Below are 15,433 nucleotides of genomic sequence, written 5' to 3'. Positions count from 1 at the left end.
TCCTTATCCTTTCTGAGTATATTGAACCATCAGGCCAGGAAAACGTCTTTCCAGACGGGTCTTGGTTCTTTCCTGCTCGTCTTTAGGAATATTGGCATTCTCCTGCGGCAGCTCTATGCTGACAATCATCCCCTCCTGCCTGTTTCGTGTTTTTCTGACCATGTAAATTTCTTTTTCAATATCCTCATGGTCAAATTCCCTGGCCTCAATAGCCAAAATCACATTGTCAGTGATTGTCTTCACCTGCCGCGATTTATTTGTTCCAAAAGCCTCAATCCGTTCAGACAGGGCATCCGGAAGCTCCCACTCATATTGTCCTGCCCATAGCCAAAGAATAATCAAACCTACCACCAATACCCCATAGATAAGCATCATGTACCTGACCTGCCTTTGCCGTAAATCATTCATTCTTCTGATTATTCCTATCATATGCTTCAGCTAAGCAAGGCGGTTCTTATCTTCTTCTGATTCTCTGCTTTTTCCCCGGTATTCATCCCGACCAGCAGCCAAAACAAGATGCCGATCATCCCAAAAGACATATCCACATCAATCAGGCTGTGCAGTCCCAAAAATAGAGCTGCTGCTTTTGTGCAGATCGTTCCGAGATTATCCCCGTTCCAAAGGTCCTGGACAAAGCTCCTAAGTCCTTGCCAGGCCCAAAGCATTAAGAACAAGACGGCAATGATCCCCTGATTTAAAAGCACCCGACAAAATGAAGAATGGGTATCCAATGTCCAATAAGGAGTGGTTTGAATAAAGGAAAAACCGAGCCATCCTCCCGCCTGCGGCAGAAAATATGCATCTCTGGCAAGCCGGATACTGTCAGCGTAATACGCAATTCTTTCCGCCAGGCTGGTATTTGTCCAGGAACATAAATGACTGAAGGGCACCTGTATACTTGAAACTGCAGGGTAAAGGACAATGATCAAACACACAAAAAGTATTATTCCGACTGACACCTGAGAACGCTTTTCGGTTACAGTTCTGATGCTGCCCATATTTATAATATTCTTTTGAGTTAAAGCTCTCTTTTTTAGCAATAGAATCGGAATAAACAACAAAAGCAGCAGCACCGAAGCCCTTGATCCTGTGGATAGAATACTTATCCCCAGCAGCAACAAGAAAAATGGGTTAAATTTCCTTTTTCTCAATATTACCATTAATTGGCACACAAGAAAAGCTGCAGCAGAATTTGGATATCCGAAACAGAAGGCATAGCGCCCTTCTTCCGGCGGGCCAGGCGGCAGCCAGATATTTTCACTTCCGGGCAGCCAGGACAGTACCACCGCCAAAATTGTCAGCCATGTCATTCTGTTTAAAAACCTATTTGCTTCCCCGGCAGCCGCCAGCTGTATTCCCCATAAATAAACGGATAAATATACCAGCCAGCGGAACGCTTCCAGCCAGCCGTCAATTGCCCTGACTGGACTGAATAATCCCGCCAGCGAAAAAAGGCTCAGCAGCAAAAAAATGCTCACCGGATTACGAAAAAAATTTTTGGCGACGACCGTTATAAGACAAACTTGTTTCCAGTGAACAATCGTGTAGAATATTAAGACAGCACCCAAGACAAGCCACTCCCGGATAAAGAAAATCCCGTGGCATATCATACCCAAAAACATAAACACACTTAGGAAATTTTCTGTCCTCCCGTCATTCACCTTAATCCTCCGCAGGACTTGCAAGTCCAATCATATTTCTCTATCATATTTATAACAGCAGAGAAATATTATGCCAAAGGCTTTGGAGGAGGCAATCTATGTCGATTAATGTTCTTCATCTGATTGGGGGCGGCGAGATCGGGGGGGCTGAGCAGAACGTTCTGAATCTTCTGAAAAATCTGGACAGGCAAAACGTGAATCCTTTTTTGGGATGTCTGGCCAAGGGCTCTGTGCTGGCATCATGCGCACAGTCTTTCGGCATCCCATCTGAAATATTCCCCATGCTGTTCCCTTTTGACCTCTCCCCTTTGCCTACCATTATTGCTTTCTGCCGCAAACATAAGATTGCGTTAATCCATGCCCATGGCACAAGGGGTAACCTTCTGGGGCGGATCGTCGCGAGACTCACCAAAATTCCCTGCATTTCAACCATCCACAGCCTGCCGGAATACGATTATCCGTCTTCCCTCAAAGGCAGGATTTCTCTCTGGGTCGATAACCTCACCCTGCCCTGGTCTGCCGGTATTATTGCGGTATCCGTCAGTCTTAGCCAATCCGCCGCCATCCGGCTGAACAGGAAAGGATTAACTTTGCCGGTAAACGTAATCTATAACGGTAGTGAAATATTTACATTCACGCAACCAGACCAAATGCTCAAGACCTTCCGTGAACAATGGTCAATCCCGGATCATTGTCTTGTTATCGGAACGATTGGTCGTCTGCACCCGGTGAAAGGACAATCTTATCTGATTGAAGCAATGAAATTGCTGACTACGGAAATCCCTAACCTTCACCTGCTCATCATTGGTGAAGGCCCCCTTCATGATCAACTAACCGAACAGCTGAAGCTTTCCGGACTTCCATTTACGCTGACCGGCTACCTGCCTTCAGCCTGGCAGGCCCTGCCGGCGATGGATCTGTTTGTATTTCCTTCCCTGAGCGAAGGAATGGGACTGGTTTTACTGGAAGCCGCTCAAGCCGGAATCCCGATTATAGCTTCCAAGGTCGGCGGGATCCCTGAACTTCTGGAAGACCACAAAGAAGCCCTGCTCGTTCCACCGGCTGACCCTGCGGCGCTGGCGCTGGCCTGCAGCAAGGTGCTCAAGGACAGGGATTTTTCTGCCGAAATGACTGCGAGATCCAGGCAAAAAGCAAGCCTCTTTTCCGTTGAAAAAATGGTTCAGGATACGATAGCTTTTTATGAGAAAATAATGAAAAATTAATAAGCTAAGTGCGTTGTAAAACGGCCACTTAGCTTTTGTTTATAGTCTGATTGGAACTCGGCTGATTGTGATCTGAGAGTAGGCTTCATCATTCGTAATTATTATCGATTATACCGATAAAGATTAACTAATTTAATCTGTTATTTTAGGAGCCACGTTCCGGAAAATATTTCTGTTTCAAAACCCTTAGAAGGTACATTGGAAGTACGACTTGCCTTTTTATCCGGCCCGGTTCGCTAATTAGCCGGTAAAGCCATTCCAGCCCTGATTGCCGGAATATCCCAGGGGCACGTTTCACTTCTCCGGACATTACGTCGAATGACCCCCCGACACCCATACTTACTTTAGCCAGCCCTGGATGTTGATGATTCCAGTATTCCTGCCTGGGGGCGCCCAAGCCAATCAAAAGAATATCCGGTGCAAATTGCCTGATCTGCTCAATCATCTCGGGCTCTTCTGCCTGCGTAAAATAGCCATGATGGCACGCCAAGGCTATCTCCGGATACCCCAGGCTCTGCTGCCGAATAACTTTTTCCGCAATGCCCGGCTTCGCGCCCAACAGAAATATTCTCCATCCGTGACGGTTGCTTTCCCCGAAAATCCCTGCTGTCAGGTCGATGCCCGTTACTCTTTCTTTGACCGGGTAACCAAGTTTTCGAGCAGCCCAAACGACGCCTACCCCATCCGGTACGACAAGACCAGCTGAATTGATGACTTTCCGAAGACCGGCATCATGTTCAGCTTTATAAATTAATTCGGGATTTGCGGTTACAATCCGAAGTTCCTGCCCCAGCGAAATTGTGTGTTCGATGGCTTCAAGACAGTCATGCAAACCAACCGAGTCGATACGCGTTCCCAATATTTCTAATGATTTCATTCTGATCCTCGGGATTCTCACTTAAAACTGTTTTTAAGGACTTTACCTGTCCCTAAAGCAACACAGGAAATCGGATGATCGGCAAGGGTAACAATAAGTCCCGTCTCCTTAGAAATCCTCAAATCCAGGGAATTCACCATCGATCCTCCACCGGTGAGTACGATTCCTCTGTTCATAATATCCGCAGCGAGTTCCGGCGGCGTACGCTCCAGAACATCTTTAACTCCGGCTATAATTACTTCCAGTGATTCTTCCATCGCTTTATATGTTATTTTTGAATCTACCGTAATGGTCTTCGGGAGTCCGGTGATGAGATCCCTTCCTCTAACATCGATCTCTGCGCCGTCTGTTTTCCCTTCCGGAACGGCGCAGCCGACTCTGATTTTGATATCTTCCGCTGTTCTTTCCCCGATCATCAAATTGAATTCTCTCCGAATAAACCTGATAATAGATTCATCCAGTTTATCCCCGCCCATGCGGATGCTTTTTTTGGTTACGATTCCACCCAGGCTGATTACTGCAATATCTGTCGTTCCGCCGCCGATATCGACGATCATGTTTCCTTCGGGCCCGTATATATCCATACCAGCCCCCAGGGCAGCTGCATAAGGTTCCTCAATTACTTTGACCTGTCCGGCACCGGCTTTCATAGCAGCTTGTCTTACAGCCCTTTCTTCAACTTCGGTGACTCCCGACGGTATACAGACAACAACTCTATTTTTTAAAAAAGGCCAGTTTTTTATTCCTGCTTTTTTGAGTAAATATTTCAACATGATTTCGGTAGTCTGATAATCTGCAATGACTCCATCCCTCATCGGCCTGATAGCCGTAATGCTTCCGGGAGTCCTGCCAATCATCATTCTGGCCTCTTCCCCCACCGCAATTCTTCTACCTGTGCTCTTATCAATCGCAACGACCGAAGGCTCGTGCAAAACGATACCCCTGCCTTGTGCATAGACCAGAACACTCGCCGTGCCTAAATCAATCCCAAGATCAGTCCCAAACATCAGGTGTTGCCCCTTTCACTCCACAATTCTATTGGCTTGTCCCATGAAAATAAGAAAGACTTGGCAGACGCCAAGCTTTAACATGCAGGGCGGCAGCTAAAATTAAATCTCCCTTTAGGGGAGATTTTTTTCATGACTCCGTTCATATTATTCGATGTAATTTTATGTTTTCCTCTTTCTTTCCGTTTTTTACGACCTATATTTTCTGACTGGTCTTTCAGGAGCTAATCCTCCGTATGCATGTATTTCTTCTTGGTTGCTTCTCCTCCCCGAATATGCCTCTCGGCTTTATTGCTTTCAAGGACATGCTTGACCTGAGAGGAAAGCCGTTTGTTAATCAACGGCAATCTTTCTGTTACATCTTTATGTACCGTCGACTTGGATACCCCGAATATTTGTGCGGTCTGCCGCACTGTACAGCTTGATTCTATAATATAGTTGCCAATATCTAAAGCTCTTCTTTTGATATGTTCCTGCACTCTCCCTCTCCCCTTTGTACCTGCAATGTTTTAGTTCATTTATATGCTGGTACAAATGAAAAAGACATCCTAAAGAGGATGTCCCTTACTGGTAAATAATGTACACTGATTCGCAGGCAGAGAACTCCTCGCACAGTCTTGAAATGCCGAAAGAAGTTCAGATCACAGCTGACCATTTATTTAGAATTCCTTTTTTAAGCTATCCAAATTTCTAGAGCCCAAACATTTTACAGCAACAATTTCTGATCCGCTTAATCCGTAAAATCCATTATTTTATATTGACAAGAAAACTTTTCTATGTTACGCTCTGCTGAGCTGAATAATCTACTAAAACCATTGAAGTGGAGATCAAACCGAAGGTATGCGCCTCCAGAGAGCGGGGAATGGTGGAAACCCTGCGGAAATGCAACTTGGCAAATGGACCACTGAGGGCAAGGTGAAAGGGTATTTTCTCCCGAGTATCTGAGACGAAGGCCTGCGTTAATGGCAGAAAATGTGTTGGCATTTTTGTAAGAGTGGATTTGTCCGTTTTGGACTAATCAATGAAGGTGGTACCGCAGATATTTATGTCTGTCCTTGTTTCGTAAGGACAGACTTTTTTATTTGCCATGGACGGCCTTATGCCGCGATGTCACGATTATACCAACTAAACACCGAAACCGCTGGCATGGGCGGCAAATGAAAAAAGAATAAATGTGCAGAAAGGATGCTTATCATGGAAAAAAGAGTCGTTCTTACCGAAAATAAAAAAGGGCTTACCGTATCAGATCTTCTCCTTATCGGCGTTTTGCTCGCAGCAGGAGCGGTACTCAAATTTTTTGTAGGCTCGGTTATTAACTTCGGCATGAAGCCGAACTTCATTATCGCGATGTACTGTCTGATTATCCTGCTTATTAAACCCCGTTTGCGCGAAGCGGCCATTATCGGGCTTCTGGCCGGTGCGATCTGTCAGTTCTTCCCGGGGCAGCCCTACATTAACTTTGCCAGCGAACTGCTTGGAGCGATTGCAATATCACTGCTTATTCTGATACCGATGAACATTGGTAAAATTTCTTTTAAACCAATTGTTGCCACATTTTTTTCTACCCTTGTCAGCGGTTTTTCGTTTGTTGGAATTATGTATCTGATGTATTACACCGGTGCAGATATTAAACCTACTCCGCTGGCAATCTTTCTGGCGATCATTTTTGGAACGGCAGCCATCAATGCAATCATTGTCCAAGTGCTCTATATTCCGTTGAAGCTTGCCCTTAAAAAATAAGAACCTTAAACCACTTTATCTGTTTTGTCGTGAAAGGACCATTACGCAATGATAGTAATCAACGATCTCACTTTTAAATATAAAGGCAGTCACCGCTCCGCCCTAAAAAATATTAACCTTCGTATTAACAAAGGCGACTTTGTAGGCATCATCGGAAGCAGCGGCGCCGGCAAGTCGACCCTGACCTACACACTGAACGGAATTGTTCCCCATCATTTCACGGGTGATTTTTATGGCAGTGTTATTGTCGACGATGTGGATACCGTTGAGGTTCATCCTGAACAGCTATCTTCTTTTATTGGCAGTGTATTTCAGGATATTGATGGTCAGATGGTAGCCTCTGTCGTTGAAGATGAACTACTCTTCGGGCTTGAGAACTTTGGCATACCGCGTGAAGAAATTGAAACCCGTGTAAATGAAGCCCTAGATACGATTGGGATCGCCGGTCTGCGATACCGCAGCATCCATACTCTATCGGGAGGACAAAAACAAAAGGTTGCTATTGCTGCTATCGTTGCGCTCCGTCCATCTGTCCTTCTTCTCGATGAACCTACCGGTGAACTTGACCCACAGAGCAGCATGCAAATTTTCCAGATGCTTCGGACGCTAAATAAAGATTATGGCATGACGATCATTGTCGTTGAACAAAAAATTATGCTTTTATGTGAGTACGTCAACCGGCTTGTTGTGATGCATGATGGAGAGATTCTGCATCAGGGACCTGTGCGGCAGGTACTCCAGAACAGTACAGACCTTGAACAAATCGGCGTCAATGTCCCCAGGATTGTGACCCTGGCCAACCTGCTGATCAACAAAGGACTTTACCACGGAGAACTGCCTCTGAATTTGGATGAGGCTGAGAAAATGGTAAATGAGGTGCTTAAGTATGATCATATTTGAGCATGTCAGTTTTACCTATGGCTCCAGCCCTGTAATCGGCGATGTTTCATTCCAGGTCAATAAGGGAGATTTTGCGGCTGTCATTGGCGAAAACGGTGCGGGTAAATCAACGCTCAGTAAGCTCTGCAACGGACTCCTGAAACCCTCAGCGGGACGGGTGACGGTCAACGGTAATGATACCCGAACGACACGCACCAGCAGCCTTGCTAAATTGATTGGGTTTCTGTTTCAAAACCCTGACCGCCAGATTTGCCAAAATACCATCCGCGGTGAAATTATGTTTGGACTCGAATGCGTGCTTGATGATGTCGACTTGCGCCAGGAACGCTGTGAAGACATGATCGGGCAATTCGGCTTAGACGGAAATGCCGACCCGTTCACGCTTAGCCGAGGCGACCGCCAGCGGGTGACACTGGCTTCTGTTCTAGCCTGTAGGCCAGAGGTGCTTATTCTCGATGAACCGACAACAGGGCTGGATTACAGTGAATGTACTCATATTATGAAGCTGATCCGGGAACTTAATGAGAATGGAACCACCATCATCATGGTCACTCATGATATGGAACTCGTCCAGGATTATGCCAAACGGGTGCTCGTAGTAAGCGGAGGAAAACTTCTCGGAGACGGCGATACCGCTGCGATGATGACCCATCTTGATATGCTGGCTGCCGCTTCCGTAGCTCCTGCTCAGATCCCTGCGCTCGCACTGCGTTTAGGCGAGCATTTTAAAAATATATTTACTGTCACGCAGATGGTGGAAAGAATTGAAAGCAGGTGCAAAAGATGACAGGCTTTTTAGATTATGTTCCCGGCAACTCCTTTTTGCACCGCCTTAATCCGCTGACCAAACTGCTACTTTCGCTTATTCTCTGTGTCTCATGCTTTATCAGTGACCTACATCTTTATGTAATCGCTATTATTGTGCTGAATTTGCTACTTGCTGCTTCAGCAGGTGTATTTAACCGTTCCATCCGAATGCTGAAAGCGTTGCTTAAATTTTCCGTGGTTCTATTTGTGCTACAGATCTTGTTCGTGAGAGATGGTATCGTCCTGCTGAGTCTTCCGCTTCATCTTATGATCACTGACAAGGGTTTATCGTTTTCGCTGCTATTTGTTTTGCGACTGCTTGCCGCGACAATGCCACTGGCGCTGATGCTCTCGGTCACCCCGATGAACGATCTTTCTAACGTGCTGGTGGAGCGGCTCAGGATTCCCTATAAATATGCGTTTGCGTTGATGACAGCCATTCGCTTTATTCCAATTTTTTCAAACGAAATGGCAGGTATCATGGAAGCGCAGACAGCCCGCGGCGTCGAATTCGATACGAAAAATTTCTTTAAGAAAATACGGCTTCTTCTGCCGCTGTGTGTACCGCTTCTAATTTCCTCCGTCAAACGGATTGAGGGTGGGGCGATCTCCGTTGAGCTTCGCGGCTTCTACTGTCGCAAAAAGGGCAGCGGGTATAAGTACTACGCCTTCAGATCAGGAGATTTTATATCCTTAGGGGCATCCGTATTACTCGTAACTTTGGCAGTCATTCTTTAGAAAGCTGGTTATAAAGGAAGACAGTCTCATTTAGTGAGTCTGTCTTCCCTTTACCAGTTAATACATCATTTAAAGTATGTATCTTTTGTCTACTGGCAATATACTTTTACTTAATAGATCTTCTCAAGTTTTGTCTCCAGATAATAGTGTCCCAAAATTTCAATGTACGATTCACCTTTTTGGGCCAGGTCATTGGCCCCGTATTGTGACATCCCGACTCCGTGTCCTTTGCCGTACGTTACAAACTCAATTTCTGTTCCGCGGATCTCCCATTCAAAATCGGTCGAGGAAAGCTGAAGCTTGCTCCGAAGTTGCGTTCCTTTGAATACTTTGTTTCTGACAGCCAGTGTTTTTATCCGACCGGCTTTCGTCCTTTCAACCAGGATAACATCACTGTCCGAAAACTTTTCCGGGATCTGGGTGAAACCAAGAAGCTGGTAAAATTCAGCACACTGAAAGATATGATGTTTGACGAACCGTAGCGGATCACTTTCCCCGGACGGCACATTTTTGAGATAATCCAGATCTGTGCTCCAAACGTCTCCAGCCCGTTCAGTTTTTTTTCGGCCGCAGCTGCTATAGAAAAACGCATTAATCATTTCTCCCTGAAACGTAATAACCTTACCTCGCGTAGCTTTAACCGCATCTGTGATCTTGCGCTGATATTTCCAGTAGTTGATGATTCCCCATTTTGTCCGCATTTCTTCGTTGGAATTCCAGGCCTGCGTATTGACAGTGGTGTCCACATCAAAGTCGCTGCCTTCAGTAGATGCCATACGTTTAAGTACATAGGTCCTGGCGGCAACAGCCTGGGCCTTTAACGCTTCTGTTTCAAACTCGGCTGGCATTTCGGCTGCAACTACCCCAATCAGGTATTTCTCAATGGGCATTGCTTTGATCTGGCCATCTGCAAGTTTGACCCTTACCTGCTTTCCCAGATCTTCCTGGTCTTTATCCCCAAACCAGCTGATAAGCACGGGCAGTATTCCTACAAAAAAGATAACGGCCATGACAGCGGCCGTTATTGTTTTCATTCTTTGACTCACGTTTTGGCCTCCTGCGCAGTACAAGCATATCCTATTTGTATGCACAGGAGGGCAACGATATGATACCAACGAGTTGGTTATTCTTCTTTCGTTATATTGGCGCCAATACCCTTTAATTTAATTTCAAGATATTCATAACCTCTTTCGATATGATGGATCTCTCTGATTTCCGAGGTGCCATTGGCCGTCAGCGCTGCCAGAACAAGGCCCGCTCCGGCCCGCAAATCACTTGCACTTACGGTAGCGGGATGAAGGTTCTCCACTCCCTGGACAATCGCACTTCTGCCCTCAATCCGGATGTCTGCACCCATTCTTTTCAGTTCTTCGACATGCATGAATCTGTTTTCAAAAACGGTCTCTGTAACCATTGAAGTCCCATGGGCCCGTGTAAGCATCGCCATGATCGGAGCCTGCAGATCGGTTGAAAACCCCGGATGCACTTGGGTCTTAATATCTACAGCATGATAGTTTCCTTTGCCAATGACTCTTATGCCATCATCTTCCTCTTTATATACTACGCCGGCTTCATCAAGTTTGGCCAAGAGCGAGGTCAAGTGAACTGGGATGACGTTCCGTACCAAGACTTCACCGCCGCAGGCCGCAGCCATCAAGATGTATGTTCCTGCTTCAATCCGGTCCGGGATGATTGTATGTGTGGTCCCATGGAGTTCTTTGACCCCTTCAATGTTGATGATATTCGTGCCTGCGCCGCGAATTTTACCACCCATTTCGTTAATAAAATTGGCGAGATCAACGATTTCGGGTTCCTGGGCAGCATTCTCAACAATGGTCGTGCCCTCCGCGTTTACAGCAGCCATCATGATATTTTCGGTTGCTCCAACGCTCGGAAAATCCAGATATATTCTTGCCGCTTTCAGTCTGGAGGCCGAAACGTCCAAAAAACCATTATCCATACGTACCTGGGCTCCCAACAGCTCCAAACCTTTAATATGCCAATTAATCGGTCTAGACCCGATTGCGCATCCGCCGGGATGAGAAATCCTGATTCTGCCCTTACGAGCAAGCAAAGGCCCCATAATAAATATGGATGCTCGCATTTTTGAGATAAGATCGTAAGGAGCCTCTATGTTTTCGATATCTCTTGTTTCAATATGTAATTTCTTGTTTTTTCTTTTAACCTTTCCCCCTAGAGATTCGATAACCTGCCCCATAACTTGAACGTCGAGCAGATCGGGGGCTTCTTCCAATACAATTTTATCTGAAGTCAGCAGACTTGCTGCAATAATCGGTAATATAGCGTTCTTCGCGCCGCTGACATCCACTTTCCCTTCTAATTCTCTTCCGCCTGTCACAACAAATTTGCTCAAATTATTGTCATCTCCTGACCTATTTCTAAACTACAATTATATCATGACCCAGTCTAAACAATCCAGTATCAATCATCCCATATCCGTTTTTCCATTTCAACAATAATAGTTCTTTTCTTCAGTTCTTTTTTCCTGCAAGCAGGAAAGAAAACTTATTCATACCACTGTCAATCTGGAAGTTATCATGTTCATATACTATACTTCCTCAAGGAGCGCCGGCAGCGCAAGTACAGTCCTTCCTCGGTTATCTTCGTATTTTCTGGTAACCGTCTGTATATTGATTGTATCCTTCCCGGCCTTAACACCCTGCCCTAATCCTTGGGTATAACCGGATAAAGCATAGAGCGATGGAATATCCGTTTTTTGAATAATGCTGATGGTGTTCATTTTAAAATAGCGTTGGATATCGATTTCCTGATCAACGCTTTCTTCAAGGTACACTTTTGTTTCCGGTCCGGATAATTGAAGGCCCAGCACTTCATACGTGTTGAGAGCATTAATTTCCTGGTCCTGATCAATTTCCAACTCTGCGCTGTACCGATAGGCCGTTCTGTTGGCAAAGTCGCTCAGGACAGTTTTATTCCACAGCAAGTCACTAGACTGCAAAATACTTTCTATTTCCTTCTGGCTATTGCTATCTTCCGTCCAGATAATATATTTGACACGGGCATTTTGGCAAGATGCAAGTCCTGAATGAAGAAGCAGAACAAGATCCTTGTCAGGATTGTTCTGGGCTTTCATGTTGCTGGCAATCCCAGCTGAAGATCCTGATAAGGCGATAATGATCAAGGATATGAACAAACAAAGCAAGGTCTTTTTTCCAGACACAATCTCTCACTCCAGCTTACTATTATTAGTTGTCATTCCTATCTATAATTAAAATGTCATCAACTTATTAATAGTTTGACCAAAGTGGAGATTCCCAAAACATACAAATTCTTTTAACTATGTCGCCTGAAGCCTTTTTATGGTAAGATGTTATATATGAATTTTCTGGCAACTTACTGAAGGGAGCTACTCCGATGGAAAATAATAGCCTTGATCGTACGAAACTACATACTCATACTCATATCCATCCAAACAAGAAAAATGTATTAAACCGCTTGGCCAGAATGATCGGTCATCTGGAAGGTATAAAAAGAATGGTTGACGATGAAGTCGACTGCAGTGAAATACTGATACAGCTGTCGGCTGTCCGCTCGGCACTTAACAACACTGGCAAAGTAATCCTAAGCGATCATATTAATCATTGTCTGATCCATGCCTATGAGGAAAACAATACCGAAGTCATCGATAAACTGAATGATGCTATTGATAAGTTTCTAAAATAAATGAGAAATAAATTAAGATCAGATAAGAAAAGGATGCAGCACTATGACCGCTGCATCCTTTTTTCACTTTAACCTGAGACTATTTTTCTGTTGCTTTGAGCCTAGCCACGGCTCTTTTTAAAGCAACTTCCGCTCTGAGTATGTCCGTCTCGGACTGTTTCTCGCTGATGCGTTTTTCGGCGCGCTCTTTGGCCGCTTCTGCCCTGGCAACATCAATGGATTCAGCAAGCTCGGCAGTATCAGCTAGGATCGTCACCTTGTTCTGGGCAACCTCCATGAAACCGCCACTGATCGCCATTTTTTCCACTTTGCCGTTTTGGGTATAGCGGATAACGCCGATCACCAGGTTGGCAATGAGTGGGGAGTGATTGGCTAGAATTCCGAGTTCCCCTTCTGCTCCGGGTGCAAGGACGAATTCAACTTCTGTATTCAGGACTTCGCCGGCGGGTGCCACGACAACAAAGTTAAACGTTCCAGCCATGGTTATACAGCTCCCAACTGTTTCGCTTTTTCAATCGCCTCTTCAATCGTACCGACATACCGGAACGCTTCCTCAGGCAGAGCATCGTGCTTACCTTCGCAGATTTCTTTGAAGCTCCGGATCGTATCTTTGACCGGTACATATTTGCCTTTCATACCGGTAAATGCTTCAGCAACGCTGAATGGCTGTGACAGGAAGATCTGAATACGGCGAGCCCGGTTAACGAGTAGCTTGTCATCTTCGCTTAGCTCGTCCATACCAAGGATCGCGATAATATCCTGAAGCTCTTTAAAACGCTGCAGGATCTTCTGCACTTCGCGGGCAACTTCGTAATGCTCCTGACCGACGATGTCCGGGGTCATGATCTGAGAACTGGAATCCAACGGGTCCACCGCCGGGTAAATACCCATTTCGGAAATCGCGCGAGAGAGAACCGTTTTGGCATCCAAATGTGCAAAGGCCGTAGCCGGCGCAGGGTCCGTCAAGTCGTCCGCAGGCACATAAATCGCCTGAACTGAGGTAATGGAACCCTTCTTCGTTGACGTGATACGTTCCTGCAGGTTACCCATTTCCGTAGCGAGAGTCGGCTGATAACCAACCGCCGACGGCATACGACCAAGAAGTGCAGACACTTCCGATCCGGCCTGGGTAAAGCGGAAGATGTTATCGATGAAAAGGAGAACGTCCTGTCCCTGTTCATCACGGAAAAATTCAGCTTGGGTGAGACCGGTCAGTCCTACTCTCAAACGGGCTCCGGGGGGTTCGTTCATCTGTCCGAACACCATGGTCATCTTGTTGATAACCCCGGATTCCTTCATTTCATTCCAGAGGTCATTCCCTTCACGGGTACGTTCACCAACCCCGGCAAATACGGAAATACCGCCGTGCTGGGTTGCAATGTTATTAATGAGCTCCTGGATGAGAACGGTTTTGCCTACGCCGGCGCCGCCGAACAGTCCGATCTTACCGCCTTTAGCATATGGTGCTAAGAGATCGACTACTTTAATCCCTGTTTCCAGCATCGTATCTGTGGTTTCCTGATCAACAAACGCAGGCGCTTTGCGGTGAATTGGAAATTGTAGTTCAGTTTTGACCGCGGGCAGATTGTCGATTGGTTCTCCTAAGACATTGAACATTCTTCCCAATGTTTCATTCCCGACACTGATGGTGATCGGTGCACCGGTATTCACGGCTTCTACACCCCTGGTCAGACCGTCGGTGGACGACATCGCTACACAACGTACGGTGTCGTTACCAAGATGCTGGGCAACTTCTAAAGTGAGTTTGGATTTCTTCGCTTCGTTTTGAATAATGATTGCGCTATTGATTTCCGGCAGGGCATCGGGATCAAATTCGATGTCAACAACCGGGCCCATAACTTGGATTACTTTACCTATTTTTGACACAAGCTTGCAACCTCCTTTGATAAGGTACGAAAAGCAGCTACTCCAAAGCCGCAGCTCCCCCTACAATTTCAGAAATTTCCTTGGTAATCGCCGCCTGACGAGCTCTGTTCATTATTAATGTCAACTTGCCAATCATTTCTTTGGCATTCTCCGTCGCTGAATCCATCGCCGTCATTTTTGCCCCCATTTCACTCGCCTTGCTTTCCAAGAGGGCGCTGAAAATCTGACTTTCAACATAGCTGGGGAGTAATTTTTCCAACATTTGCTGGGGTTCAGGCTCGAAGATATAGCTGCCACTGGCCTTTTCTGCGGATGGTTCAATCGGCAGTAATTTGATAGCGGTTGGTTCCTGAGACAGAACCGAAATGAATTTAGAATAAACGAGGTAAACCTCATCTAATTCGCCGCGGGTATATAACCCAATGACATCTTTAGCAATGCCTTTGGCTTGGCTATAATTGGGGCTATCACCCAATCCAGTAAACTGTGTAATGATTTCAATATTACGTCTGGTAAAAAAATCAATGCCTTTCCGGCCTACTGCTACCAAACCGGCTTGAACGTCCGTCTTTTCATCAAGCAGACTCCTGGTCATACGATTCAAGTTGGTATTAAATCCTCCGCACAGACCTCGGTCTGACGTTACAAGGATATATCCCACTTTCTCCACCGGACGTTTTTCCAGAAGCGGATGCCTTGCCTCCGCCTGGTTCTGAACAAGACGGGCTAGGACACTCTGAAGCTGTTTGGCATATGGGCGGGAAGCGATGACTTTTTCCTGAGACTTCCGTAATTTCGCGGCAGCTACCATCTTCATGGCTTTGGTAATCTGCTGCATATTAGCTACACTACGGATCCGTCTGCGAATATCGCGTACTCCTGCCACTT

At 45.9% G+C, this 15,433-nt stretch carries 17 protein-coding genes; 6 read left to right on the top strand and 11 right to left on the bottom strand.

Annotated elements, in window-relative coordinates; genetic code table 11:
• Positions 1-3 precede the first annotated feature (3 nt).
• Positions 4-375: a hypothetical protein gene (locus C1I38_RS01565; protein WP_026156405.1), complete on the bottom strand. Its 372-nt coding sequence runs from the start codon at positions 373-375 to the stop codon at positions 4-6.
• 59 nt (positions 376-434) lie between these two features.
• Positions 435-1,661 (bottom strand): hypothetical protein, encoded by a 1,227-nt coding sequence (locus C1I38_RS01560; RefSeq protein WP_119775546.1) that lies wholly within the window; start codon positions 1,659-1,661, stop codon positions 435-437.
• A 98-nt stretch (positions 1,662-1,759) separates the two neighbouring features.
• On the opposite strand from C1I38_RS01560, the gene C1I38_RS01555 reads away from it, so the two are divergent.
• The gene (locus tag C1I38_RS01555) at positions 1,760-2,884 is read left to right on the top strand and encodes a glycosyltransferase (protein ID WP_119775544.1); all 1,125 of its coding nucleotides are present in this window, start codon (positions 1,760-1,762) and stop codon (positions 2,882-2,884) included.
• Between the two features lie 145 nt (positions 2,885-3,029).
• On the opposite strand, the gene C1I38_RS01550 is transcribed toward C1I38_RS01555, so the two are convergent.
• The 3 genes from C1I38_RS01550 to spoIIID all read right to left on the bottom strand — a co-directional run bounded on the left by C1I38_RS01550 (position 3,030) and on the right by spoIIID (position 5,247).
• Positions 3,030-3,761: a WecB/TagA/CpsF family glycosyltransferase gene (locus tag C1I38_RS01550; RefSeq protein ID WP_119775543.1), complete on the bottom strand. Its 732-nt coding sequence runs from the start codon at positions 3,759-3,761 to the stop codon at positions 3,030-3,032.
• A gap of 17 nt (positions 3,762-3,778) precedes the next feature.
• Positions 3,779-4,768, bottom strand: a complete 990-nt coding sequence (gene mreB / locus C1I38_RS01545; RefSeq protein WP_020492013.1) for a rod shape-determining protein MreB — start codon at positions 4,766-4,768, stop codon at positions 3,779-3,781.
• A 224-nt stretch (positions 4,769-4,992) separates the two neighbouring features.
• Entirely contained in the window at positions 4,993-5,247 is a 255-nt protein-coding gene (spoIIID, locus tag C1I38_RS01540) for a sporulation transcriptional regulator SpoIIID (protein ID WP_015044900.1), read from the bottom strand.
• A 715-nt stretch (positions 5,248-5,962) separates the two neighbouring features.
• On the opposite strand from spoIIID, the gene C1I38_RS01535 reads away from it, so the two are divergent.
• From C1I38_RS01535 to C1I38_RS01520, 4 genes are read left to right on the top strand one after another with little or no spacing between them, the layout of a single operon-like run.
• Complete coding sequence (locus C1I38_RS01535) at positions 5,963-6,508, top strand: tryptophan transporter (RefSeq protein ID WP_119775541.1); 546 nt, start codon at positions 5,963-5,965, stop codon at positions 6,506-6,508.
• Positions 6,509-6,556: 48 nt separating this feature from the next.
• Positions 6,557-7,408 (top strand): ATP-binding cassette domain-containing protein, encoded by an 852-nt coding sequence (locus tag C1I38_RS01530; protein ID WP_119775540.1) that lies wholly within the window; start codon positions 6,557-6,559, stop codon positions 7,406-7,408.
• Positions 7,395-8,195: an ABC transporter ATP-binding protein gene (locus C1I38_RS01525; RefSeq protein WP_119775538.1), complete on the top strand. Its 801-nt coding sequence runs from the start codon at positions 7,395-7,397 to the stop codon at positions 8,193-8,195. Before C1I38_RS01530 ends, C1I38_RS01525 begins: the two co-directional genes overlap by 14 nt.
• Positions 8,192-8,953, top strand: a complete 762-nt coding sequence (locus C1I38_RS01520; protein ID WP_119775537.1) for an energy-coupling factor transporter transmembrane component T — start codon at positions 8,192-8,194, stop codon at positions 8,951-8,953. Before C1I38_RS01525 ends, C1I38_RS01520 begins: the two co-directional genes overlap by 4 nt.
• A 110-nt stretch (positions 8,954-9,063) precedes the next feature.
• Here the strand turns inward: C1I38_RS01520 and spoIID are convergent, their stop codons facing one another.
• From spoIID to C1I38_RS01505, 3 genes are all read right to left on the bottom strand, one after another.
• Positions 9,064-9,999: a stage II sporulation protein D gene (spoIID, locus tag C1I38_RS01515; protein WP_119775535.1), complete on the bottom strand. Its 936-nt coding sequence runs from the start codon at positions 9,997-9,999 to the stop codon at positions 9,064-9,066.
• 77 nt (positions 10,000-10,076) lie between these two features.
• Entirely contained in the window at positions 10,077-11,327 is a 1,251-nt protein-coding gene (gene murA, locus C1I38_RS01510; RefSeq protein WP_026156403.1) for a UDP-N-acetylglucosamine 1-carboxyvinyltransferase, read from the bottom strand.
• A gap of 195 nt (positions 11,328-11,522) precedes the next feature.
• Positions 11,523-12,155, bottom strand: coding sequence for a hypothetical protein (locus C1I38_RS01505; RefSeq protein ID WP_119775534.1), 633 nt, complete (start codon positions 12,153-12,155; stop codon positions 11,523-11,525).
• A gap of 194 nt (positions 12,156-12,349) precedes the next feature.
• Between C1I38_RS01505 and C1I38_RS01500 the strand changes: the two genes are divergently transcribed.
• Positions 12,350-12,658 carry a metal-sensing transcriptional repressor gene (locus tag C1I38_RS01500; protein ID WP_026156401.1) on the top strand — a complete coding sequence of 103 codons (309 nt, stop codon included), beginning with the start codon at positions 12,350-12,352 and terminating at the stop codon, positions 12,656-12,658.
• 79 nt (positions 12,659-12,737) lie between these two features.
• Here the strand turns inward: C1I38_RS01500 and C1I38_RS01495 are convergent, their stop codons facing one another.
• The 3 genes from C1I38_RS01495 to atpG are packed head-to-tail and all read right to left on the bottom strand — an operon-like array spanning position 12,738 to position 15,431.
• Positions 12,738-13,139 carry a F0F1 ATP synthase subunit epsilon gene (locus C1I38_RS01495; protein WP_020492003.1) on the bottom strand — a complete coding sequence of 134 codons (402 nt, stop codon included), beginning with the start codon at positions 13,137-13,139 and terminating at the stop codon, positions 12,738-12,740.
• A 2-nt stretch (positions 13,140-13,141) separates the two neighbouring features.
• Positions 13,142-14,545, bottom strand: a complete 1,404-nt coding sequence (gene atpD, locus C1I38_RS01490; RefSeq protein WP_119775532.1) for a F0F1 ATP synthase subunit beta — start codon at positions 14,543-14,545, stop codon at positions 13,142-13,144.
• A 37-nt stretch (positions 14,546-14,582) separates the two neighbouring features.
• Positions 14,583-15,431 (bottom strand): ATP synthase F1 subunit gamma, encoded by an 849-nt coding sequence (gene atpG / locus C1I38_RS01485; protein WP_026156400.1) that lies wholly within the window; start codon positions 15,429-15,431, stop codon positions 14,583-14,585.
• Positions 15,432-15,433 lie beyond the last annotated feature (2 nt).

It is taken from the genome of Dehalobacter sp. 12DCB1 (genome assembly GCF_004343605.1).
Lineage (GTDB): Bacteria > Bacillota > Desulfitobacteriia > Desulfitobacteriales > Syntrophobotulaceae > Dehalobacter.
Note: the sequence above shows the minus strand (reverse complement) of the source record. Positions and strands in the feature narration are given on the sequence as shown.

What these genes read in the sequence shown, in the direction of transcription:
- C1I38_RS01565 (WP_026156405.1), bottom strand. Translation starts at nt 375, where the DNA reads ATGATGCTTATCTATGGGGTATTGGTGGTAGGTTTGATTATTCTTTGG.
- C1I38_RS01555 (WP_119775544.1), top strand. Translation starts at nt 1,760, where the DNA reads ATGTCGATTAATGTTCTTCATCTGATTGGGGGCGGCGAGATCGGGGGG.
- C1I38_RS01550 (WP_119775543.1), bottom strand. Translation starts at nt 3,761, where the DNA reads ATGAAATCATTAGAAATATTGGGAACGCGTATCGACTCGGTTGGTTTG.
- mreB (WP_020492013.1), bottom strand. Translation starts at nt 4,768, where the DNA reads ATGTTTGGGACTGATCTTGGGATTGATTTAGGCACGGCGAGTGTTCTG.
- C1I38_RS01535 (WP_119775541.1), top strand. Translation starts at nt 5,963, where the DNA reads ATGGAAAAAAGAGTCGTTCTTACCGAAAATAAAAAAGGGCTTACCGTA.
- C1I38_RS01530 (WP_119775540.1), top strand. Translation starts at nt 6,557, where the DNA reads ATGATAGTAATCAACGATCTCACTTTTAAATATAAAGGCAGTCACCGC.
- C1I38_RS01525 (WP_119775538.1), top strand. Translation starts at nt 7,395, where the DNA reads ATGATCATATTTGAGCATGTCAGTTTTACCTATGGCTCCAGCCCTGTA.
- C1I38_RS01520 (WP_119775537.1), top strand. Translation starts at nt 8,192, where the DNA reads ATGACAGGCTTTTTAGATTATGTTCCCGGCAACTCCTTTTTGCACCGC.
- C1I38_RS01500 (WP_026156401.1), top strand. Translation starts at nt 12,350, where the DNA reads ATGGAAAATAATAGCCTTGATCGTACGAAACTACATACTCATACTCAT.
- C1I38_RS01495 (WP_020492003.1), bottom strand. Translation starts at nt 13,139, where the DNA reads ATGGCTGGAACGTTTAACTTTGTTGTCGTGGCACCCGCCGGCGAAGTC.